Source organism: Photobacterium kasasachensis, from assembly GCF_050336885.1.
GTDB classification, from domain to species: domain Bacteria; phylum Pseudomonadota; class Gammaproteobacteria; order Enterobacterales; family Vibrionaceae; genus Photobacterium; species Photobacterium kasasachensis.
This window is the reverse complement of sequence record NZ_JAKJSH010000004.1, coordinates 1,036,330-1,058,262: the sequence shown is the minus strand read 5'-3', so window position 1 is coordinate 1,058,262 and position 21,933 is coordinate 1,036,330. Positions and strand designations below refer to the sequence as shown.

Here is a 21,933-nt window from a genome sequence, read left to right as displayed (position 1 = left end):
TGTTATCTATGAACCTAAAACCTTGATTCTATTGATCAGCACATTGTTGAGTATTTATCATTGGCAAAACTGCCCTACAATGTTAGGGTTGTCAATCTTCGACATCAAATAATTAACAAATCAAATGACAGCTGGACGTTATACCTATCATTGTTTTGGGCTCAATATCGCTTCTGAGCTCGAATGCCCTGAACTTTTTAGTGATACATTAACTGAAGAAGCCAACGTCACTATTCGCTTCGGCCAAGTACCAGAGAAGTTAAGCAACTACAAAGCTTTCGGCGTTCGCTATTTTGCCAAACCAGGTAAATTATTACTTACCATTGATGATGTAGCTAAATATCTAATTATTAATGGGAATGAGATTATTGTCGACCCGGCACCCAAGGCTAATGAAGACTCAATCAGACTTTTTTTACTAGGCTCTGCTCTAGGGGCATTACTACAACAACGCGGTATGCTGGTATTACACGGTAGTGTGGTGGATATTGGTGATCGTTGCGTTACTTTTGTCGGCCACTCCGGTATGGGGAAATCAACTCTGGCAACAGCGTTTAGCCAGCGGGGATACAAACTACTCAGTGATGATCTCTGCGCTATAAAGTTCGATAATAATAACCAGACAGCCATGGTCTACCCTGGCTACCCGCAAACTAAACTCTGGCAAGATGCGTTAGAACAGCTTAACCATGACCCTGAAACACTTTCCCGTATAAGGCCAGAAATATCTAAACGAAAACTTCCTATCCATCAAGTTTTTAGTCGTCAACCAAAACCATTGAGCCACTTGTTCCAGTTAGGTTCTACTGACGAAAAAACTGTTCAATGCTCACACCTGAGTGGAGCAGATATTATCGAGTGCCTGAAAACTCACTCGTACCGCCAACAATATATTCTCGGTCATGGTCTAGAAGTAGCACATTTTAAGCAATGTATCGCACTCGCCCAGCAAATCACTAGCTATGATTTAAAACGTCCTAATAACAAGCAATTCTACCTTAATGATATGATCACATATGTTGAGGCCGAGACATCGTCATGAATAACATCATCTGGCTGGCCTCATACCCTAAGTCTGGCAATACTTGGTTTCGGTTGTTTTTGCATGCCTTACAGAATAAAGAGGCGGAGCTGAATATCAACGCACCGAAAGCACATACTATTGCCAGTTCGCGCCACTGGTTTGAGAATGCTGTAGGATATGATTCTGCTGACCTAACCGCACAAGAAATCGAACGACTTCGTCCTAGGGTATACGAGCACACGGCAAGGCAGTACGATAGACCCCATTTTCACAAAATACACGATGCCTATACCTATACTGACCGTGGCGAGCCGCTTGTTTCAAATACAGCGACGTTTGGCGTTATCTATATTCTTCGCAACCCACTCGATGTTTGTGTATCCCTTGCCTATCACAGCGGGCATGGCAATTTCGAAAAAACTCTGCGCCAGATGATGGATAAGGAGCATTACTTTGCTGCGCACTCCGATAGGCAAGCTTCCCAATTACCCCAAAGGCTACTCGACTGGAGTGGTCACGTCTTAAGCTGGACTCAGGCAACGGATATTCCCTGCTGTATTATCCGCTATGAGGATATGCATGCCAGCCCTGTTGACACATTCGGTAAGGCTCTTCACTTTGCCGGAATAGATGCAGAAGAGCAAGATATTAGAGATGCACTGAATAAAACGAGTTTTAGCAAACTGGCCGCCCAAGAGCAAGTAAATGGGTTTAACGAAAAACCAGGGGGCGCAGATCGCTTTTTCCGCCGCGGCATTGTCGGTGGGTGGCGTGAAGCCCTGAGCGAAGAGCAAGTGAATCACTTTATAGAGAAAAACCAGGCCGTTATGAGGCAATTTGGTTATATTGATGATAACAATCAGGTTATTGACTAATCACGACTAAAAGGATCCATAATGATCAGTTCAACGAGTATTATCGAGCGTAGCGCTGACCAAGTTAGCTGTGAGCTTGACGGCGAGATTGTATTAATGAGTACAGCGACTGGTAAGTATTTCAAACTTGATAATATAGGAGCCCGGATCTGGCTACTCTTGGAAACCCCGGCCAAATTGGCTGATATTGTCGAGACAATACTTAACGAATATGAAGTATCTCCTGAGCAAGGCGAGAGGGAGATAACAGCATTTATTCATCAGCTGCTAGCCAGCAACTTTATCTGTGCCAGCGAATGAGATACCTGACCGTATTATTGAAATTTCTTCGATCCAGCCAGAAACTACTTCTGGTCGAAGCTGTTTGCTGGCTGGGGCTGTCGCGGCTTCTTATTCTCTTTGCCCGCTATCCCATTCAAACACGCCTGCTCGGACAACAAGAACTTAATGGGAAAGACCCAGAGTTAGACTGCCCGCAAAAAGCTAAGCAAATAGGCCATATTGTACGCCTGGCGGCAAAACACCTGCCATGGCAGTGCAAATGCCTGGCGCAGGCTATGGCCGCTCAAAGTATGCTAAGGATGCGAAACATTTCCGGCATTGTTTTCATCGGGGTAAATAAAACGAGCAATGATTATAAAGCCCATGCTTGGTTAAAAGTTGGCGACAGCTACTTAACAGGCGGCAATGGCTTTACGGACTATCAAGTTATAGACCGTTATTCCACTAAATTTGATATCGCTCAGCATACATCAAAAGTGTGACTGACCACCATAAATCCATAAGCCAAAGAATAAATACTTATGATTCAGGTTATAACTACCCTGAATACTGACTAGTAACGTTACAATATGAGAAGCTATTGATGAAAACACTCGACTACGACTTATTTGCAAATACCCACAATGATGTTTTTAACGTCAGCTATGATCCAGAGCAGCCACCTTTACCACTGACGCTAGTTGAAGTCTCAGAAAAAAGAGATATTGGCAATGATATGGAGAGTTTTTCTTTACTCTTCCAGGCCCCCAAATCAGTTGGCTGCCTAGGGCAAGGTACCTGGGCAATGGAGAATACGAAAAACTCCGATTTGATTTCGCTCTTTATTGTACCTGTCGGTGAAGACGAAGAGTATTTTAAATATGAGGCCATTATCAGCTGCAAGAAACTCCAAGAATAGTTTCAATAATCAAGATTTCTTTATCCTTCATTAAAAACCATGACAGCAATCACATTACAAAGCAGCAAAAAAATACAAATACCAATTTAATTTTCGCGGGTATCAATTGTCATAACAAGGTATCCCAATATATAAGCATCAATTTCTATGACAGCCATAGGATTGCATGTTATATATCGTTGAATTTTGCTAAAAATAGACTATTAATGATGTTGATATACGTATTATCCAATTAGCTTGATGCTATTAATGCCTCTATCAGTACTGAGTGGTTATTACCATAAATATAGGGCAGTGATGGCCAAGCTGTAATATATACAGGTTGTATTTTAGCAAATTCTAAGATGCCTTATTATGTACAGGAGGTACATTATGGCTGAACCTTATGTAGGCCAAATCACCATGGTCGCCTATAATTTTGCCCCCCGCGGCTGGGCCCAGTGTGATGGGGCAATACTCCCTATCAATCAATATCCGATGTTGTTTGCAATTATCGGTGACCAATATGGCGGGGATGGTACCACCACCTTTGCACTGCCAGATATGCGCGGAAGGGTACCCTTGCACAGAGGTACTCTTGCTAACCAATGGCACTATAGCATGGGTGAAAAGGGAGGTATCGAAAACGTGGTATTGAGCCCGGCGGAGCTACCTGAACATAATCACGCACTGATGGCTTCACAAGACAATGCTGATGCATATGGCGCAGTAGGCAGTCCTTTGCTTGGCACTCAAACTGTAGCTACAGGTGAGACATTAGTACCCATCTATAATTGGGGCACGGAACCTTTGGTTGCCATGGCGAGTGATGCCATCAGTAGTGCAGGGGGTAACCAAGCCCATAACAACATGCAACCCGTTCAGGTAATTAACTTTATTATTGCCCTCGAAGGCCTCTTCCCTCCCAGAAACTAGGAGTATTTATGACTGAACCTTTTATCGGCGAAATTCGCATGTTTGGCGGAAACTTTGCCCCGAGAGATTGGGCTTTCTGTGATGGCCAACTGCTCAGTATTTCCCAAAATGAAGCGCTTTTTTCTCTTGTCAATACCTACTATGGTGGAGACGGCAGAAGCACCTTTGCCCTACCTGACCTGCGTGGACGCCTGCCGATGCATTATGGATCTGGGCCAGGGCTACAGACTCGCCTCCTAGGAAGTCGTTTCGGGTACGAAAAAATCCCACTATCAAAAGATCAAATCCCTTCTCACAATCATGATCTAATGGCATCCAGCCAAGCTGCCGACGACGACGCTCCAGGTGGAAACACCTTGGCAACTCCGGCAGTAAATGCCTATGGCCCCCAAAGCACAACCCCAACTAAAAATGTCACTTTAGCTGCAACGGCAGTATCAGACACGGGAGGAAGCCAGCCTCATTATAATTTAATGCCCAGCTTGTGTATCAACTTTATCATTGCTTTGAAAGGCACTTACCCTTCTCGTAACTAAGGAGTTTAGTATGGCCGAACCATTTATCGGTGAAATTAGAATGTTCACCTGCAATTATGCACCTCGCGGCTGGGCTTTTTGTGATGGCTCATTACTGCAGATTAGTCAACATACTACCCTGTTCAGTATTATTTCCACCTTTTATGGCGGAGACGGAAGAACCACAATGGCGCTTCCAAATTTACAGGGAAGAGCCCCCATGAACCCCAGAATGGGGCCTGGCCTGTCATATTACGTTCTTGGTCAATCAGCAGGAATCCCTAGAGTTCCACTCGATGGGCTAAACCTCCCTGAGCATAGCCATACCGTAACTGCTGTAAAAGAAAATGGAGTAACCACGAATCCTTCAGGGCAATATCTATCCAAGATGACAACTACCGGTTCACGGAACATGCTATACAAAAAAGAAGCAACCAACACCGCGCCTATGAATTCGGCAACAATTAGTGATTCAGGAAACAGTACCCCACATGAAAACATGCAGCCTTATTGCGTAGTTAATTTTTGCATTGCTTTAGACGGCACATACCCACCGAGAACATAAATTATGGCCAAATTCAAATTGCATTTTCGCCCTGTAGCTCTGCCTGATGACCTCCCTTTTTTGTCGGCGGTCTATGCCAGCACTCGTTCGGAAGAACTGGCAATAACAGGGTGGCCTCAAGAACAGATAAACCAGTTTCTTGATATGCAGTTTTTCGCCCAGCATCAGTACTACCAACAGCAATATACAGCTGCAAGCTATAACATAATCCTCAACGAAGAGGACGCAATTGGCCGCTTATATACAGATGTAAGAGAAGATGAAATTCGGATTATCGATATCGCCCTGCTTCCCCAATACCGCAATATGGGAATAGGGCGAACTTTGCTCCAGGATGTTATAGAAAGAGCAACTCGCTTGGAAAAATGTGTCCGAATTCATGTTGAGAAAAATAATCCAGCCTTAGCCCTTTACCTAGATCTCGGATTCCAACAAGTTGAAGATAAAGAAGTATATAGCCTGATGGAATATCGACATTGTAATACAGAAAACAAAAGTTAAGGCGCTATAAGATTGGCTAGCAAAATGTAGCCGTATCTTATTTTATCACCCCAAACAGCCTGAAGAATCAACTGGTATATACCGGTTAATAAACACATTATGAACGTACAGGAGAAACTACATGTCTGACCCCTTTGTTGGCCAAATTACTATGGTGGGTTTTGACTTTGCCCCTAAAGGTTGGGCCAAGTGTGATGGCGCAACAATCCCCATATCTCAGAATCCAACCTTATTTGCCATAATCGGTACCCAATATGGAGGAGATGGCACAACCAACTTTAAACTGCCAGATATGCGTGGAAGAGTGCCGCTGAGTCAAGGCACGCTTTATGAAAACTCCTATGAAATAGGTGAAAAGGGAGGTGCCGAAACCGTAACGCTTAGCAAAGCGGAACTACCGGCACATAATCATGACCTATATGCTACAAATAATCCTGCCGATGCATATGCCGCAGCAGGGGAAACCCCGTTACTTGGCACTCAAACTGTAGCTACAGGTGAGACATTAGTCCCCATCTATAGTGGGGGCACGCAAGATCTGGTTGCCATGGCGAGTGAGGCTATCAGCAGTACGGGGGGCGGCCAAGCCCATAACAATATGCAGCCCGTTCAGGTCATTAACTTTATTATTGCCCTTGAAGGCATCTTCCCTCCCAGAAACTAAGGAGAATTTATGTCAGACCCTTTTATCGGCGAAATTCGCATGTTTGCTGGAAATTTCGCCCCACGAAACTGGGCTTTGTGCGATGGTCAATTAATACCGGTCTCTCAGAATGAAGCTCTTTTCTCTCTTATCAATACCTATTACGGCGGAGACGGCAGAACGACCCTTGGCCTACCTGATCTACGTGGACGCTTGCCGATGCATTATGGCACCGGACCTGGGCTGTCTACGAGGAATATAGGGCAACGTTTTGGGTATGAAGAAATACTCTTAACGTCGGACCAAATACCTGCTCACTCCCATAAACTGATGGCATCAAATGCCGATGCTAACAATGACATCCCAGTTGGAAGAACTTTAGCGACACCGTCTGTCGGTGCCTATGGCCCCAAAAGCGCAACCTCAACTAAAAATGTCACTTTAGCTGATAGTGCTGTATCAAAGACTGGTGGCAATCAATCTCACAGCAATTTAATGCCCAGCTTGTGCATCAACTTTATCATTGCTTTGCAAGGCACTTACCCTTCTCGTAACTAAGGAGCTTAGTATGGCCGAACCTTTTGTCGGTGAAATTCGAATGTTTACCTGTAATTTTGCACCTCGAGACTGGGCTTTTTGTGATGGTTCGTTACTACCAATAAGTCAGAATTCAATATTATTTGCTGTTATTGGTGACTTATACGGAGGAGATGGCAGGACAACGATGGGGCTTCCAAATTTACAGGGAAGAGCCCCCATGCACCCAGGGGTGGGGCCAGGTTTAACTCCCCGTATCCTTACACAATACTTGGGACTTCCTGAGGTTTCGCTCTATGCGAATAACCTCCCACAGCATAGCCACACCGTTAGTGCTGTAAAAGAGGACGGGGAGGAAACTAATCCCGCAGGGCAATACTTATCCAAGATGGTGACTCCTGGATCACGAAATAAGCTTTATAACCAAGGAGCAACCAACCCCGCGCCTATGAGTGAGGCAACAATAAGTAATTCAGGAAACAGTACACCGCATGAAAACATGCAGCCTTATTGCGTTGTTAACTTTTGCATTGCCTTGGAAGGCATGTTTCCAGCAAGAAATTAAGGCAGATGAAATGCAAATACCCAGTCTTAGGGCTGTAACTAAGATTGGGTATTTTAGATAGATAATAAGAAGTGTAAGCTGACAATATCAGCACTGCAATAGTTACACAGTAAAAATCCATGTTTGTTTAGTACTTTGGCCACCAGTTACAATAATAGGATCTCGGCCATCAATATCTTGTACCAGCGTTATAGGGCTTAAGCGAGCCCTGCCATATTGGCGAACAAATTGATTATCAGCCGTAAACACTTTAATACAGATAGAACCTGCATCCCATACGTGGATATTACCCTGACTATCGATAGTAAGTGAACGAGGTCCATTCAAATGTTCTGGTTTGTCAATACCGAACTCACTGATAGTCTGTATCAGGGATCCGTTACTACTCAAATGAAAAATAGCGTGTTGACCAGAAAACAATGCGTAAACATCTCCATTATCACTCACAGCAAAGTCTTTCAATACTCCAAACTGATCATTGAATTGAATGTCAAAGCGATGCAGCAGAGAACCAACATCATATACATGAATGGAAGGCTCGTTCTCATAGGCGAGATATAGCAACTCTTGATATTGACGAGCAACACGTAACTTACGTGTTAATGTCATGGCCACACCATTGGGTGCCTCAACCATAAAAGACGGGGCTTTTAACCCCAATTGTAACATCTGTTGCTCGCTCAGCCTGCTGGTATTATGACTAGCAGCATTATTATTGGCAAAAGCTGACGCTGGTGTGCCCGCTACACCAACTAAACCAGCTAGTGCTATGCTTTTTCCCAGAAATTGGCGGCGCGCATAATCTAATTCAAATGGCGGAGTTTTACTCATGCTAATTCATCCTTTAAAGATAGCTTGTTCATATTAGAAGAAACGACTGAAGCCGAATAACCCGGTTCTGCGCCGATTGAGTACAATAAATGTAGTATAACTTCACCATTATTATCGTGAGATCGAAATGATATATCTTCTTTGAATAACAACGGGATAGTTCGGGAAATAGTTAAGCTACTGTCTGGCTCAATAAGGCGATGTTGACCGTATACTTGAATCTCTGTCCTAATTTCAACGCCCTGAAAAACACAATTTGCAGGCAAAACCACACAGGCATCCAAGGCATGCTTATTCCCTTCGCTCAAGCTTAAAGCAATCTCACGATCGAGTTGCGTTTTAACACCTAACGGGTTCCTTGCCCCTTGTGTATCTAATGCATTGAATGTCAATTCCACTTGTTGCGGGATCAATGCTCCCAAGGGTTTTAGTAATGAAACTAGGTTGGCAAAAATGCTGACCTGCGGCTCCGAAGCCAGCGCTGCCTTCATGGTTTCCGAAACAATAAAGTCAAACGGCTCTTCAGACTGCCAACGGGTTGCATCGGCACAGATATATTCTGCCACATGATCTCCCAAGCCAAACGATTCGACTAGAGATTGGAGCTTCTCCAAGGACTCGGCGTGAATATCAAGCATGGTTACCTGAAGCTGCTCTGCTGAAAACATCCCCATCAGCGGCAGTAATAAAGTCGCAAAAGGACCGGTTCCGGCATATAACACAGAAACTGGTTGTTCAGGGTGTAATCTTTCGCTAATGGCCTGATGGATACCGCGTACAAACACCGCGGTGCGCAACACTTCTTCCGCACACTGCGCCGCCGTTGTCATTGATACCGCCTTCCCATAGGGTGTCATGGTAAAGTCGGTGTCCAGGAAAATATCTGGGTGCAAGTCCAAAGCGCTCAAATTGGCTAGGCTGGTTGCCAGTTCCCTTACCGGCTGACGTAATCCATAACGTTCTTCGTACGGACAGGACACAATCTGCTCAGCCAACTTAGTTAACCAGGCTTGTCGCTCTGGGACTGAATAGTCTGCCAGCTCACGATGCTCCGGCAGGCCAAGCATATTTCGCAGCCAGTCGTTGGCAATGCAGTCAATCACCACATGGATACGGTCTTTGCTTCCCCGGTGGTATACCGCATGTTCCCTATCCGCATTGAGGTACCACAACTCGCCCTCGCTCATATGGGCCGACTCGCCCTCGACGATAAACTCAACATCAGGATCGGTTTGTAGGCAGAGATGAAGCCGAGCCTGACCTTTCGAGAAACACAAGCCGTGATCCCGGTGCGGCGCAATTGTTGCGCCGGGGCTCAAGCGCATTAAGCGAACAGAAAGAATGGGACAGCTTAGCTGACTGAGAAAAGCGGTAAGCTCCTGGCAGCCCTGTAAAGAGGCATAGTTTTCAAAATCCGCTTCAGATTCTGACTCTTCTAAGGCAAATGCCTGCAAGATCGGTGATTGGTCCTGATACTTGGAAAGGCCGCGCAATGGAAAAACTTCCCATGCACCGTCATAGCAAGCACGGTTAACATGGGCTAACCACTCACCATCCGACAGCGCTTCAATAGAAGCCAGTAGGGTTGGAGAGACAGGAAAATCTAGCGGCAGACGATGGAAACCAATGTCTAACATTTCACACCAAAATGCAAAGAATGACAAACACAATAGTAAACTCAGAGCATAGTTGAGCAAAACTTATACGGTATAACCTAGGCTTTAAATTCAATATATGCAACATAAGTCACACTTACATAGGAAAGATGAATACCTTTAACCAAAGCCATTAACAAAACATCTGCTTACGTAGCTCTCACTCTCAACAACCAGAGCCCTCCTAGCGTTACCAGTCCGCTTAAACTCCTAGCCTTCACCCCTCACTAACTGGTAAAATCCGCCCTCAACAAAAGTCCCAAATATCAACATAGAGAGTTATTCCTCATGGGAAGAAAGTTCGAAGTACGCAAATTGTCGATGGCAAAAACGCAAGGCGCCAAGATCAAGGTTTACTCAAAATACGGTAAAGAGATCTACGTCTGTGCTAAGAACGGTAGTCCTGACCCAGACACCAACCTTGCGCTACGCCGTCTAATCGAAAAAGCCAAAAAAGACCAAGTACCATCTCACGTTATCGAGAAAGCGATCGATAAGGCCAAAGGTGGCGGTGGTGAAGATTTTGCGACTGCGCGCTACGAAGGTTTCGGCCCAGGTAACTGCATGGTTATCGTTGACTGCCTAACAGACAACAACAACCGTACTTTCATGGATGTTCGCCAGGCATTCGTTAAGAACCATGCCAAGATTGGTGGCCCAGGTACTGTTGCTCACATGTTCGAGCACCAGGCCGTATTCCAGTTCAATGGTGACGACGAAGAAGCCGTGCTAGAAAACCTGATGATGGAAGATGTTGACGTTAGCGACATCGAGTGTGAAGACGGTATCATCACAGTTTATGCACCGCACACTGAGTTCTTCAAGGTCAAGAATGCGCTAACGGCAACAATGCCGGATGTAACACTGGATGTTGAAGAAATATCTTTTGTCCCTCAGACAATGACAGAAGTCTCTGGTGACGATGTTGCTGCGTTCGAGAAATTCCTTGATGCGCTAAACGACTGTGACGACGTTCAGAACGTTTACCACAACGCTGAAATCGCTGACTAATTAAAATTTAGTCTGATGATCAGCCAATAGCCGAGCACTGCTCGGCTATTTTGTTTTCTAGTCTATTCATTCGTTCGCACAAAAAAAGCGGCGGCACAAGGCCACCGCAAAACTGAAGATTACTCTAAAAAATCACAAGTTTAAAAGGCTGCTCCAAAAGATTCATGAATGCGATTTATTGCATCCGACTAGAACCAAGTCTCCATCTGCAGGGCAAAGATCATTTCTCCGCCTTCGCCCATAGTGCTTGCATCGTTGTCCAGGCTCACTGAGTAGTTGTTCAGATCTTCGCTCCAGTCAACATATGATGCTGCGAAACGGATTTCCGGACGCTGGAAGAAACCACCAGACGTATCTAGCTTGAAGGTTGGCGCAATAGTCGCCTTGTAGAAGCTACCGTCAGCCTGCTCGGTACCGTTGTCTAAATCCATGTACTGGTAAGAACCTTCGTACACCATCTCGAAGTTTTTGGTTAGCTCCTGAGCCAGACGAACGTTCGCCGTCGCCCATAGGAACTCATCACCATCTTTAACACGATCTTTGCTAAATTCACCCAGGAAAGCAGGCGCAATACGCCAGTTATCGGCAAAACGGGTTACGCCGTAACTAAATAAGCGCACAGCCTGAGCATCTTCGTTCAGGTTGCCGTTTGAACCAATACCCTTCAGCTCAGCACCCAGACCCTGACCGACAAGAATACCCGTTTTGGAGAAGCCTTCACCGTCGCCGTAGAAGTTGTTGCCATGATAGGCGAGTAAAGCGTGGTAACCGTTTTCGGCACGTTTGGTCGGTGATGATGCAGTCTGGTCTCTGTCTTCGTTATCAGCTGCTGTCATTGCGTTAAGCATTAACTGCCACTGACCGATGTAGTTGTTCATCGTAACAATGTAGTTTTCGACTTCAAGGCTCGAGCTGTCAATGGTGCCGAAGTCACGGCCATAGATAGAAAAGTTGCTCTGCCAGTCTTCGCTGAACTGAACATCATAAATACCCGCACCAGTACCAGACAGGAAGACAATATCTGTATCCATGAAATGAATATCGAAGTTATCTCGGTCAAAACGTTTACCGGCCCAAATAGATGCATAAGCCAGCGCACCATCAAACGAGTCCAGGCCTCCTAGCTCGGCAAAAATCTGGCGAACGTTCAGCTTAGAGTCATCAGCTGTCCACTCGTTATTGGTTTCAGTGCTGTCCGCTATCATCACGCGGTACTTTGACCATGATCCGTCATCCTGACTGATATTATGATCAAGGATGACTTCTACATAGTTGTCATCCTCAATACCCAGACGACCAACCGCTCCGCCCAGCGCACCTGCCGCAGTCATATACGGACCAGTTCCTGATGCGCCGTTCAGGTCGTCATTAATTAGCAAACCTGAGCGTGCATAACCGTGAAACTCAAACGCAGATGCCTGTTTCTCTGCATCAACTGCCACCTGCTCTGTTTTTTCCAAACGCTTCTCTAAATCAGCAATCCTTTGCTCTAAGCTCGCTGTATCGCCTTGAGCCAAAGCGGCACCAGAGCAAGTTACGGCAAAAGACACTGCAAGTGATAAGAGGCTTTTTTTCATCATTCTAATTCCATCTATCCATTAATTTGTAAACCACTAAACAACGGAGCTGATTATTGCTAAACCGGTTTAGTTGATCGAGCAAAACCTGCTAAAACCGTTTAGCTTTGTGATCATAGTGTCAAAATTGCGCATTATGTGATCTGGACATATGCAGAAAAGGAATATGATTCAGCATATGAATTGCGCACTAATCACACATAAAGCCTGGTTGTGCTGAAAATTTGTCAGATCGGCTATTAGACGCGTTGAGTTGGATTTTTTTGGACTGAGAGCTGAGGAGAAAAAGCCACAAAATAGTGCAACAGATAGTGCACCCGCTCTCAAATGGTGCAACAACATTGTGCGCTGTGCGCTTGCCTTAAGGAGACTCCGAAATATCAACACAAAAACTGGCACTTTATTGCACCAATTATCCTGCTAACACTGCATTGCCAGCGCAATTCTCTGCGCTATGTTCGTTTTTCGACAATGGCACCAAGATTGCTTTAAAGGTATCAATATCATTGAGTTAGGGAAGACATAAGATGAACTTGTCGGAAAAAGAAAAGCGCTGGTTGCCGTTCTGGGGATCGACGGGAAAACTAGCCATGCGAAAGGCCTGCTGGCTTAACCGATCCCGCCGTACGACACTTGAACAAACATTTGAAAGTATCGCGAACAACCGCGTTCACATACTCCAGTCATGGGTAAATAGCCAATGGGACTTCCTGCAAAATGCCGCCCTGTATGTCGCCACCAAACCTGACGACGAGAAAAACAGCGTACTAAAACACTTACTGGAACGTAACGGCGATTTCTCGGAGCTTTTCATTGTTCAGACTACTGGTAGCGTGAGTTTCTCAAGCTATGAAAGACATATCGGTACCCGACACGATAATAAAAAGATACTCGAACAGGGGCTGAAAGCGCCATTCCTGCATGGGCCCTATGTCGACAAAGCAACCCTGCAAATCGGCCCCTCGAGCTCAGCGTTTCATGATGAAGTCACACTGATGTTCTACCAGCCCCTCAGTGTCGACAACCAAATCATCGGTTGCCTATGCGGCCGCGTACCCAACGATGTCATGGGGGATTTGATCCAGCGTGAAGCCGGCCATATTTATAATGAGTCCGGCGACAACTACATTTTTATGGTCGAATCTCGCCTCGATCCCACGATCCTTCCCGGTACCGCCCTCTCCCGATCCCGTTTCGAAGACAATACTTTTTCCCATGGCGAGAACCTAAAGTCCGGCGTGAACACCAACTGGGGGATGGTCAAGATACGCCAGCATACCGAGTTTGAGATCCGGTTTACCGATCCGGCGACCAACGAACTGCATCCCGGCGTACGAGAAACCATTGCCAACGGATCCAACCTCTATATCGATTATCCGGGCTACTCCGACTACCGGCACATTCCGGTGATCGGAAAGGGTGTGACCTTTCAGCTCAAAGGATCGCTTGATCGTTGGGGAATGATGTGCGAAGCCGATCTGGAAGAAGTCTACCGTCACCGCTCGCTTAGCTTTACCCTGAGCAAGCAATACACCCTGGCACTGATTTTCTCCCTCCTCACACCACTGTTGTTGACCCATTGGCTGTCGCTGCCGGTCTATCAGCAGGGGCTGGTCACCCTGCTTACAATTGTTCTCAGTACGCTGAGTTTTACCTTCCTGGCAGCCAAACCCATCGCCCGGCAGCTACAGCAGATGTCGGATGTTATCCAGACCATCGCCGAAGGTAATGGCAACCTCAAGCAACGCTTGGATACCGTTCAGTTCAAGCCTGACGAGTCTGGAGATATGGGGCGCTGGATCAACAGTTTCATCGACAATCTCGACGGCATTATGAGCGAGATGATCCATGCATCCAGCGAGGTGAAACAGGTCAGCGAATCCATGCTCAGACGCTGTGATCTGGTTGATCAATCCACCATTGCGACAGCCAACTCAATCGATGCGATGCTGTCTCTTGCCGACAGCCAGCAGCAGGAGATTTCCAATGCAACCGTCGCTGCCAATACCATGCAGCATGAGATGCACAGTACAGTTGATAACGCCCAGAAGGAATACCAGCAAGCTGTCAGCAATACCAATAAAATCAAGGAGATTGTCGAGGCCTCGGCACGCAGTGTCAATGATGTAAACAACCAAATGCAAGAGATTGACGACATCGTCAAACTGATTTCGGAAATCACCGATCAGACCAACTTGCTGGCCCTTAACGCGGCTATCGAAGCTGCGCGCGCCGGCGAGCATGGCAGAGGTTTTTCAGTGGTGGCTGATGAGGTACGCAACCTGGCGACCAAGACATCACAGGCAGCCAATCACATCGGCAGCATTATGACCAAGTTACGGCAGGAGTCGGAAACAGCTGTCAACTTCATGGAGCAAGGAGTCAAGAATGTCGAGCAGAATACTTTCCGCCTGGATGACGGACAACGAAGCCAGAAGCTTCAGCAAGCAGTCGACACTATGTTCGATAATATCAGTCACATCGCCAGTTCAAGTGAAGAACACGCCAACACCGCTAAAAGGGCTCAGACCACCACACAATCGCTGGAGATTTCATCACAGCAGCTAGCCCGTAGAACAACGCTGCTCAAAAATGCAATCAGCCGACTCAACCAGTTGGTCGACCGCTTTGAGGTCTCAAAAGCAGCCTAAAAATCGCGCGGGTACCTATTGGCTACGCCAGCAGATATTGGCATCAAGTGCAAAAGAGGTTGGCGTTACGCGTTGACTCGACAACAATAGCCGGATCAGCTGAAAGCTGGTCTGGGCTATCTTTTCGCTGTCCTGGGCAACGGAATCAATATTAAGCGGCAGACAATCCAGCAGATCATGGTTATCAAAGGTTGCCAGCCGCATTTCTTTGCTTTCCAGCGCCTCCAAACAGTTGTGCTCTTTCAGGTAACGTAACACCCCTTCAAGCAAGGTGTACGAGGCCGTAAACAAGGCTTCTGGCAAGCGCCCCAGCTCCTGATGCAGTTGTTGCATCATTTCATAACCCGATTCCGGCTGATAGTCACGGTGACGGATCCACTCGGGTTTTTCTTCGACGCCAGCACGCTTCAGGCCCAGCTCGAAACCCGCCAAACGGTGACGGCTTGGAGACAGTTCTAACTGACCGCCAAAATAATAAAATTCGGAAACAGGAGACGCCGCTATCTTCTCGATCAAATCTGCTGTCACTTTGGCTGCATCCGTCAACACCAGAGGCAATGCTGACTGGCCAATATGCCTGTCGAGCTGCAAAACCGGGATCTGTTTGGTCAGAGTCTGGTAGAACTCATCAGATGTTTGGCTAGAGGCTACAATCAAGCCATCAATCTGGCGACGGACCAGGCCATCGACGACCTGGCGCTCAACGTCCGAATCATCTTCCGAGCAGGCAATCAACAATTGCAGCCCTGCCTGGCGACAAAGCTTTTCCAATTCACGGGCGATCGAGGCAAAACCAAAGTTCGTCAAGTCGGGAATAACCAAACCAATTGCATCAGAGCGGTTGGCCTGCAATGACTTTGCGTGCAGATTTGGCGAGTAGTGGTTTTCTCTTGCGACAGCCATCACCCGTTCACGGGTTTCTTCTTTGATCCTGAACGTCGATGCTCGACCATTGAGAACCATACTTGCTGTTGTTTTAGAGACACCCGCCAATTTGGCAATGTCGGCAATTGTTATACGTTTTCTTTTTTCCACGACTAAACCGTTTTAGCTGCTACCATCAACCTATTATCTGGCCTATTAACGCGAATGGAAAGCAAAACGAATTAAAACTGGCTTTGGATCAAAAGAAATTAGGCAGGATTAGTACTAATTCTGGGCAATCAAGGCGTTAGTCACATTTTAGAATGGACTTTCTTTATCAAGTTCACCGCAGATGCCGGCTACTGCAAGTGCAAGTGCCGACTTAATAACTTGTTCTTGTCTTGCCAGTTGCATTTGGTAGAAGGTGATATCGACATCATCAGTCGGTGGCGCAATCTCTAACTGAACCACCCCCATGCTTTTCACCATGGAAAGTTGTTTGACCGGCTCCAAAATATCCGGATCAGTGAAGCTGTATTCACTGCCTTCCTTATTCAGAAAGTCGCGCATTTTAATAATGGCTTCAATATCATGGTAGACACTGTCCGCGACTACCCCTAAGCCAAACAACAGCTTCAATCTCACTGTCAGCTCACCGAGCGGGCCAGAATTACCTAGCAACGGTTCAACCACCGACTTCACCGCAAAATCATCTTTACGAAAAACACGCTGGATCAAGCTATCGACCGCTTCATCGAAAATTTCAACCGAGGTAATAAAAAAACCTCTTGCTGTCGGCGCATCGTTTAAACGCTCTAGAATGTCTGACTCTTGGTCACTGTGTGCCATAACTATTTAATTCTCTTTAAAGCGAAGAAGAGACCTCGCTCTTCTCGTATCCATATGGATTATTTCATTTTTTGGTGCCGGGCTTCAATTTATTTGCACTCTCCCCTTAACAAACCTGCTGTTATTTTACCTCTGACTCATCAGCCTGTGTTTTCAGTTCCCTGTGTTTTCAGGAGCACCGAAGCAACCACAAAGGATACTGCCGTTGCTGCACACATTGACGCAACAACCCCAACAAAGGAGGCTTTCGGCGTCAGCAGCAAAATGGCAAAGATAGAGCCTGGGGATGCCGGTGAGACCAAGCCTGCATCAAACAAACCCAAGGTAAAGACACCAGCCATACCGCCTGCGATTGCCGCCAAAATCAATCGCGGGTTCATCAACACATAGGGAAAGTAGATCTCATGGATGCCACCAAACACATGAATGATGGATGCCCCACCAGCAGTCTGCTTCGCCATACCACGTCCAAACACCATATAAGCCAGCAAAATCCCGAATCCAGGCCCCGGATTAGCTTCAATCAAAAAGAAAATGGAGCGGCCAGCTTCAGTTGCCTGCTGGATACCCAGCGGTGAAAATATCCCGTGGTTAACGGCATTATTCAAAAAGAGTATCTTGGCTGGCTCAACGAAAATAGACGTCAACGGGAGCAGCCCCAGCTCCACCATAACATTCACACCAGCTGCAAGTGCCAGGGAAATCACCTTGACCAAAGGACCAATCATATAGAAGGCTAAAATGGCACAGGTCATCCCAATCAACCCTGCCGAGAAGTTATTAATCAACATCTCAAAGCCGGTTTTGATCTTACCTTCAACCGTCTGGTCAAACTTATGGATCACCCATCCGCCCATCGGACCGACAATCATAGCTCCGAGCAACATCGGGATATCAGTACCAATAATGGCTCCCATTGTCGTTACAGCACCGACAACTGCGCCCCGTTCACCGCCAACGAGCTTACCGCCCGAATAGCCGATCAACAGCGGTAATAGATAACTGATCATCGGGCCGACAAGCTCGGCCAACGTCTCGTTTGGAAACCACCCGGTCGGATTAAACAGGGCTGCAATAAAACCCCACGCGAGAAATGCGCCAATATTAGGCAGCACCATATTAGAAAGAAAACGACCGAAATGTTGAATAGTTATCTTAGTAGCAGGTGACAGCATTAGATCTTCCCTTTGGCTTTCTCTCTTAAACCTAAACCAGATAACAAATTACTGCATCGCCATTAACTGGATCCAAGCCTTCGCCCTGAGAAACAAATATCGAATTGGCGAATTACTTTCCCATTGAGTTTCTTATCTTACCCCGTCTTTACAAAAAAAAATGCCACAAACACTACAACCTTTCTCCCAATAGGCTGCAGTCGTCACTGTGGCAAACACCAGATAAAAAAGAAATTCAATTACAGATTCATCATACTCTCAAGCGCATCTTCCAATCGCTCAAACTGATAAGTCACAATGCCTGTCCATGACCTTGAAGGGAAGGTGCCAATTGCACCGCCCTTCCTGCTTAGTTATAACGTCTGAAACAGCGTTTCAATTTGTTTGGCTTCGCTGCTTTCAGCATCAAGGCCGGTATACTTAGCCAATGTCTCGCGTAATCCGTTCTCTTTAAGCGACGTTTGCAACTCGATCGCTTGCGGATCGGTATCATTGGTATATTTAAACGCAGCCGCTATCCCTTTTAGCAAAGTGCTATTTTCCGTTCCGTATTCAATTGTTCCTAGCAATGGTTTGACTAATCGGTCGTTGGCGCCGAGTTTTCGAATTGGCTGACGGCCGACGCGATCAATCTCATCACGAAGGTATGGGTTGGCAAAGCGCCCGAGGATTTTCTCGATATAGGCATTATGCATATCGCGGTCAAAGCCATATCGGCGGAGCAACACCTCACCGCTTTCCTGCATAGCCGCTTTCACCTGCTCGCGGATTTCACTGTCTTCAATCGCGTCACGAACAGTTTCATGACCTTTTAGCGCCCCCAGGTATGCGGTAATGATGTGGCCGGTGTTCAGGGTGAACAATTTACGCTCTACAAACGCCATCAGGTTATCGGTCGTTTCCATGCCTTCGATAGCCGGAATGTCACCTCTAAACTGCTGCTTGTCGACAATCCACTCGCTAAAGCTTTCTACTGTAACCTCAAGCGGATCGTTAGCCGCTTCTGACGGTGGCACGATGCGGTCTACAGCCGAATCCACAAACCCCACCAGCTCATCAGCCTGGGTATGATAAATGGCATTAAGGTGTGTATAGACCTGCTCTTTAAGATGAGTGGTACCACGTACCATATTCTCGCAAGCAATGATGTTCAGTGGGTTGTTGTTACCTGATTCAAAGCGGTGGGTAAGACCCGTTGCGATTGTTTTGGCAATAATATCCAGGACATTCGGGCCGACCGCCGTGGTCACCATATCGGTATGAATGATCTGCTCAATCACGTCCTGAGAAGCCGAATTAACGGCCGTTACATGTGTCACGGTATCAATTTTACACTCACTACCAACCACTTTTACTTTGTATGACTGATCGTGACTCAGTTGGTCAACCAGTGGCTCGTCGACATCTGCAAAGGTCACAGCAACATTTGCATCAGAAAGTAGTTTGCCAATAAAACCGCGGCCGATATTGCCTGCACCAAAATGAACAGCTTTCATAATAATTCCTACCATATATAAATTGGGGTTGAGGCCGGTGGGGGGGATACCAGCCTCGGGTCACTCAGAGATCGTTCTGGATTAAGCCGCTTTCTGGCCTGCCAGAATATTCAGTACTTCATTAACATCAGTCGTACTGGTCAGGCGCTCAATGGCCTCCGGATCATCAAGTGCATTGGTGATGGTAGTAATTACCTGAATGTGCTCATCGTTCTTGGCTGCAATACCGACAACCAGTTTGGCGACATCGTCTTCGTCATCGGTGAACTGTACACCGGCCGGGTATTGGCAGATTACGATACCGGTTTTCATAACACGGTCTTTTGCTTCAACCGTACCGTGTGGAACCGCAATCGATTCTCCAAGGTATGTAGGTACTAACTTTTCACGTTCAAACATGGCATCGACATACTCAGGTTCTGCGTAGCCAAGCTTGACCAACTGTTCACCCGCGTAACGAATAGCCTCTTCCTTGGTAGCGGCATTCAGCCCCAGGTGAATGTTCTCAGCCTGAATCTGGAATACTTGCGGAGCCTGTGGTTCAAAGCTGTCGTCGTTTACCGCGACAGGCGATACCTTGACCATAGCCGAATCGTTTGCCGCATCCGGGCTGCTGGCAGCAACAATGCTTGTCACCAAATCGTTATATACCTGGCTATCAAGGAAGTTTGTCAGAGAAATATGTTTTGCGTTTGCCGCATGCTTACGGGCACGCTCAGTTAAGTCTTTATGAGTAATCACGATATCTACCTCTTGCGGCAAGCTGTTGATGGCACAGTTCGTTACGCTAATCTTGAGTCCGGCTTCCTGCACTTTTTTACGTAGCAGGCTTGCCCCCATTGCGCTTGAGCCCATACCGGCATCGCAGGCAACAATGATGTTGCGGACATTGGCCATATTGATGTTGCTCTTGTCTTCGGCAAGGACAGCACCGCCTAGAGAGCCACCTTTTGAGTTGGCTTTCATGCCTTTCATCTTCGAGGTAGCAGAAGCCAGGCTATCATCATCTTCGTCTGTTACAGGCTGGGTCTTCATAAGCAATGCCGCGACACAGAAAGATACCGTTGTTGAAGCGATGACCGACAGGATAACGCCAACAAATGATGCCTTAGGCGTCATCAGAAGAATGGCGAAGATAGAACCCGGAGACGCAGGAGACACAATACCGGCATCAAACATTGTCAGCGTGAACACACCTGTCATACCACCGGCGATAACAGCCAGAATCAGACGTGGGTTCATCAGAATGTACGGGAAGTAAATCTCGTGAATACCGCCAAAGAAGTGAATGATTGAGGCACCACCGGCTGTCTGTTTTGCCGTACCGCGACCAAACACCATATAGGCAAGCAAGATACCCAGACCCGGCCCCGGGTTAGCTTCAATCAGGAAGAAGATTGACTGGCCAACCTCGTTTGCCTGCTGAATACCCAACGGCGAGAAAATACCGTGGTTAATTGCATTATTCAGGAACAGGATCTTTGCCGGTTCAACAAAAATGGACGTTAGAGGTAGCAAGCCTGCGTCGACAAGGAAGTTTACCCCGCCAGCCAATCCAGCTGACAAGACTTTGACAAATGGGCCAATCATGTAGAACGCCAGGATGGCACAGATCATACCCACAATACCGGCAGAGAAGTTATTCACTAACATCTCAAAACCGCTTTTTACTTTGCCGTCGACCCAGTTGTCGAACTTCTTGATAGCCCAACCACCCAGCGGACCAACCATCATGGCACCCATAAACATCGGGATGTCGGTACCGACGATGACACCAATGGTTGTGATGGCACCAACAACCGCACCGCGGTCGCCGCCAACCAATTTACCACCGGAATAACCAATCAATAATGGAAGAAGGTAAGTGATCATTGGGCCAACAAGCTTGGCTAATTCCTCATTTGGAATCCAACCTGTTGGAATAAAGAGTGCAGTGATGAAGCCCCATGCGATGAAAGCACCGATGTTGGGCATCACCATATTCGATAAGAAGCGACCAAAATTTTGTACCTTGATCTTAGCATCTGGTGATATCATTAGGATTCCCCGTTTGATGTTCAGTTTTAATCTGTTTTAGGTAACGGTTCGCCAAAACCGTCGATTGCTTAGTACCCAATTAATCTAACATAGATATTCAAAACCGAACTGATAACGGGTTTTTTGTGACTCCTATCAACTTCTAACACCATTCCAAAAAATATTTACGTGATCTCCGTTGCAAACCCAACCTGAAAGTAACAAACAAATCGCACCAATCATAAAAGTCAATAACTTTATGATGCATGAGATCACAAAATCTTGAAGGGTAAATATAATCTCTTGGTGATCTCTGTCACATTGCTGCCATTTTTACCGTTTTAACACCTAGATCATGGTGATATAGATCACACTTGCTAGGCTCACCAATACCCTCCAAAGATGACACCAATTCAAAATATGTCATTTTGTAATAAAATTTCATATGAGCATCATTGATTGATTTCGGCCTATTCAGGCTCAAATCA

Annotated in this window: 21 protein-coding genes and 1 pseudogene; 14 read left to right on the top strand and 8 right to left on the bottom strand. The window is 46.4% G+C overall.

The genetic code is table 11. From position 1 onward, the window contains the following. Positions 1–124: 124 nt before the first annotated feature. The 12 genes from L4D19_RS04430 to L4D19_RS04375 all read left to right on the top strand — a co-directional run bounded on the left by L4D19_RS04430 (position 125) and on the right by L4D19_RS04375 (position 7,320). Positions 125–1,042, top strand: coding sequence for a hypothetical protein (locus L4D19_RS04430; RefSeq protein WP_428451379.1), 918 nt, complete (start codon positions 125–127; stop codon positions 1,040–1,042). Next, complete coding sequence (locus tag L4D19_RS04425) at positions 1,039–1,899, top strand: sulfotransferase domain-containing protein (RefSeq protein ID WP_428451378.1); 861 nt, start codon at positions 1,039–1,041, stop codon at positions 1,897–1,899. The genes L4D19_RS04430 and L4D19_RS04425 overlap by 4 nt, the downstream gene beginning before the upstream one ends. A gap of 21 nt (positions 1,900–1,920) precedes the next feature. After that, complete coding sequence (locus L4D19_RS04420; protein WP_428451377.1) at positions 1,921–2,199, top strand: PqqD family peptide modification chaperone; 279 nt, start codon at positions 1,921–1,923, stop codon at positions 2,197–2,199. Beyond that, positions 2,196–2,663, top strand: coding sequence for a lasso peptide biosynthesis B2 protein (locus L4D19_RS04415; protein WP_428451376.1), 468 nt, complete (start codon positions 2,196–2,198; stop codon positions 2,661–2,663). The genes L4D19_RS04420 and L4D19_RS04415 overlap by 4 nt, the downstream gene beginning before the upstream one ends. A gap of 101 nt (positions 2,664–2,764) precedes the next feature. Beyond that, a complete protein-coding gene (locus L4D19_RS04410; RefSeq protein WP_428451375.1) occupies positions 2,765–3,079 on the top strand; it encodes a DUF6916 family protein in 315 nt (104 codons plus the stop codon). A 372-nt stretch (positions 3,080–3,451) separates the two neighbouring features. After that, complete coding sequence (locus L4D19_RS04405; protein ID WP_428451374.1) at positions 3,452–3,994, top strand: phage tail protein; 543 nt, start codon at positions 3,452–3,454, stop codon at positions 3,992–3,994. Positions 3,995–4,002: 8 nt separating this feature from the next. Next, complete coding sequence (locus L4D19_RS04400) at positions 4,003–4,530, top strand: phage tail protein (protein WP_428451373.1); 528 nt, start codon at positions 4,003–4,005, stop codon at positions 4,528–4,530. 10 nt (positions 4,531–4,540) lie between these two features. Continuing rightward, entirely contained in the window at positions 4,541–5,074 is a 534-nt protein-coding gene (locus L4D19_RS04395; protein WP_428451372.1) for a phage tail protein, read from the top strand. Positions 5,075–5,077: 3 nt separating this feature from the next. Continuing rightward, on the top strand, positions 5,078–5,575 hold the full coding sequence (locus tag L4D19_RS04390) for a GNAT family N-acetyltransferase (RefSeq protein ID WP_428451371.1): 498 nt from the start codon (positions 5,078–5,080) through the stop codon (positions 5,573–5,575). A 121-nt stretch (positions 5,576–5,696) separates the two neighbouring features. Continuing rightward, entirely contained in the window at positions 5,697–6,239 is a 543-nt protein-coding gene (locus L4D19_RS04385; protein WP_428451370.1) for a phage tail protein, read from the top strand. Between the two features lie 9 nt (positions 6,240–6,248). Beyond that, positions 6,249–6,776, top strand: a complete 528-nt coding sequence (locus tag L4D19_RS04380; protein WP_428451369.1) for a phage tail protein — start codon at positions 6,249–6,251, stop codon at positions 6,774–6,776. A gap of 10 nt (positions 6,777–6,786) precedes the next feature. Further along, positions 6,787–7,320: a phage tail protein gene (locus L4D19_RS04375; RefSeq protein ID WP_428451368.1), complete on the top strand. Its 534-nt coding sequence runs from the start codon at positions 6,787–6,789 to the stop codon at positions 7,318–7,320. A gap of 102 nt (positions 7,321–7,422) precedes the next feature. On the opposite strand, the gene L4D19_RS04370 is transcribed toward L4D19_RS04375, so the two are convergent. Together L4D19_RS04370 and L4D19_RS04365 are read right to left on the bottom strand one after the other, a co-directional pair. Then, positions 7,423–8,151 carry an NHL repeat-containing protein gene (locus L4D19_RS04370; protein ID WP_428451367.1) on the bottom strand — a complete coding sequence of 243 codons (729 nt, stop codon included), beginning with the start codon at positions 8,149–8,151 and terminating at the stop codon, positions 7,423–7,425. Continuing rightward, entirely contained in the window at positions 8,148–9,788 is a 1,641-nt protein-coding gene (locus tag L4D19_RS04365) for an aspartyl/asparaginyl beta-hydroxylase domain-containing protein (RefSeq protein WP_428451366.1), read from the bottom strand. The genes L4D19_RS04370 and L4D19_RS04365 overlap by 4 nt, the downstream gene beginning before the upstream one ends. Before the next feature lie 306 nt (positions 9,789–10,094). Here L4D19_RS04365 and L4D19_RS04360 point away from each other — a divergent pair, with 306 nt between their 5' ends. Next, positions 10,095–10,817 (top strand): YebC/PmpR family DNA-binding transcriptional regulator, encoded by a 723-nt coding sequence (locus tag L4D19_RS04360; RefSeq protein WP_428451365.1) that lies wholly within the window; start codon positions 10,095–10,097, stop codon positions 10,815–10,817. A 188-nt stretch (positions 10,818–11,005) separates the two neighbouring features. On the opposite strand, the gene L4D19_RS04355 is transcribed toward L4D19_RS04360, so the two are convergent. After that, positions 11,006–12,394, bottom strand: coding sequence for a carbohydrate porin (locus L4D19_RS04355; RefSeq protein WP_428451408.1), 1,389 nt, complete (start codon positions 12,392–12,394; stop codon positions 11,006–11,008). 527 nt (positions 12,395–12,921) lie between these two features. Between L4D19_RS04355 and L4D19_RS04350 the strand changes: the two genes are divergently transcribed. Beyond that, positions 12,922–15,045: a methyl-accepting chemotaxis protein gene (locus L4D19_RS04350; protein ID WP_428451364.1), complete on the top strand. Its 2,124-nt coding sequence runs from the start codon at positions 12,922–12,924 to the stop codon at positions 15,043–15,045. A 15-nt stretch (positions 15,046–15,060) separates the two neighbouring features. On the opposite strand, the gene L4D19_RS04345 is transcribed toward L4D19_RS04350, so the two are convergent. From L4D19_RS04345 to L4D19_RS04325, 5 genes and pseudogenes are all read right to left on the bottom strand, one after another. Next, positions 15,061–16,080 carry a LacI family DNA-binding transcriptional regulator gene (locus L4D19_RS04345; RefSeq protein ID WP_428451363.1) on the bottom strand — a complete coding sequence of 340 codons (1,020 nt, stop codon included), beginning with the start codon at positions 16,078–16,080 and terminating at the stop codon, positions 15,061–15,063. Positions 16,081–16,227: 147 nt separating this feature from the next. Next, the gene (locus L4D19_RS04340) at positions 16,228–16,758 is read right to left on the bottom strand and encodes an MltR family transcriptional regulator (protein WP_428451362.1); all 531 of its coding nucleotides are present in this window, start codon (positions 16,756–16,758) and stop codon (positions 16,228–16,230) included. Positions 16,759–16,907: 149 nt separating this feature from the next. After that, positions 16,908–17,933, bottom strand: a pseudogene (locus L4D19_RS04335) (PTS mannitol transporter subunit IICBA); the annotation flags it as partial. Between the two features lie 353 nt (positions 17,934–18,286). Further along, positions 18,287–19,429, bottom strand: coding sequence for a mannitol-1-phosphate 5-dehydrogenase (locus L4D19_RS04330; RefSeq protein WP_428451361.1), 1,143 nt, complete (start codon positions 19,427–19,429; stop codon positions 18,287–18,289). Positions 19,430–19,510: 81 nt separating this feature from the next. After that, positions 19,511–21,466, bottom strand: coding sequence for a PTS mannitol transporter subunit IICBA (locus L4D19_RS04325; RefSeq protein ID WP_428451360.1), 1,956 nt, complete (start codon positions 21,464–21,466; stop codon positions 19,511–19,513). Positions 21,467–21,933 lie beyond the last annotated feature (467 nt).

What these genes read in the sequence shown, in the direction of transcription:
- L4D19_RS04415 (WP_428451376.1), top strand. Translation starts at nt 2,196, where the DNA reads ATGAGATACCTGACCGTATTATTGAAATTTCTTCGATCCAGCCAGAAA.
- L4D19_RS04425 (WP_428451378.1), top strand. Translation starts at nt 1,039, where the DNA reads ATGAATAACATCATCTGGCTGGCCTCATACCCTAAGTCTGGCAATACT.
- L4D19_RS04395 (WP_428451372.1), top strand. Translation starts at nt 4,541, where the DNA reads ATGGCCGAACCATTTATCGGTGAAATTAGAATGTTCACCTGCAATTAT.
- L4D19_RS04365 (WP_428451366.1), bottom strand. Translation starts at nt 9,788, where the DNA reads ATGTTAGACATTGGTTTCCATCGTCTGCCGCTAGATTTTCCTGTCTCT.
- L4D19_RS04360 (WP_428451365.1), top strand. Translation starts at nt 10,095, where the DNA reads ATGGGAAGAAAGTTCGAAGTACGCAAATTGTCGATGGCAAAAACGCAA.
- L4D19_RS04325 (WP_428451360.1), bottom strand. Translation starts at nt 21,466, where the DNA reads ATGATATCACCAGATGCTAAGATCAAGGTACAAAATTTTGGTCGCTTC.
- L4D19_RS04355 (WP_428451408.1), bottom strand. Translation starts at nt 12,394, where the DNA reads ATGAAAAAAAGCCTCTTATCACTTGCAGTGTCTTTTGCCGTAACTTGC.
- L4D19_RS04330 (WP_428451361.1), bottom strand. Translation starts at nt 19,429, where the DNA reads ATGAAAGCTGTTCATTTTGGTGCAGGCAATATCGGCCGCGGTTTTATT.
- L4D19_RS04370 (WP_428451367.1), bottom strand. Translation starts at nt 8,151, where the DNA reads ATGAGTAAAACTCCGCCATTTGAATTAGATTATGCGCGCCGCCAATTT.
- L4D19_RS04375 (WP_428451368.1), top strand. Translation starts at nt 6,787, where the DNA reads ATGGCCGAACCTTTTGTCGGTGAAATTCGAATGTTTACCTGTAATTTT.
- L4D19_RS04420 (WP_428451377.1), top strand. Translation starts at nt 1,921, where the DNA reads ATGATCAGTTCAACGAGTATTATCGAGCGTAGCGCTGACCAAGTTAGC.
- L4D19_RS04380 (WP_428451369.1), top strand. Translation starts at nt 6,249, where the DNA reads ATGTCAGACCCTTTTATCGGCGAAATTCGCATGTTTGCTGGAAATTTC.
- L4D19_RS04385 (WP_428451370.1), top strand. Translation starts at nt 5,697, where the DNA reads ATGTCTGACCCCTTTGTTGGCCAAATTACTATGGTGGGTTTTGACTTT.
- L4D19_RS04405 (WP_428451374.1), top strand. Translation starts at nt 3,452, where the DNA reads ATGGCTGAACCTTATGTAGGCCAAATCACCATGGTCGCCTATAATTTT.
- L4D19_RS04350 (WP_428451364.1), top strand. Translation starts at nt 12,922, where the DNA reads ATGAACTTGTCGGAAAAAGAAAAGCGCTGGTTGCCGTTCTGGGGATCG.
- L4D19_RS04410 (WP_428451375.1), top strand. Translation starts at nt 2,765, where the DNA reads ATGAAAACACTCGACTACGACTTATTTGCAAATACCCACAATGATGTT.
- L4D19_RS04340 (WP_428451362.1), bottom strand. Translation starts at nt 16,758, where the DNA reads ATGGCACACAGTGACCAAGAGTCAGACATTCTAGAGCGTTTAAACGAT.
- L4D19_RS04390 (WP_428451371.1), top strand. Translation starts at nt 5,078, where the DNA reads ATGGCCAAATTCAAATTGCATTTTCGCCCTGTAGCTCTGCCTGATGAC.
- L4D19_RS04400 (WP_428451373.1), top strand. Translation starts at nt 4,003, where the DNA reads ATGACTGAACCTTTTATCGGCGAAATTCGCATGTTTGGCGGAAACTTT.
- L4D19_RS04430 (WP_428451379.1), top strand. Translation starts at nt 125, where the DNA reads ATGACAGCTGGACGTTATACCTATCATTGTTTTGGGCTCAATATCGCT.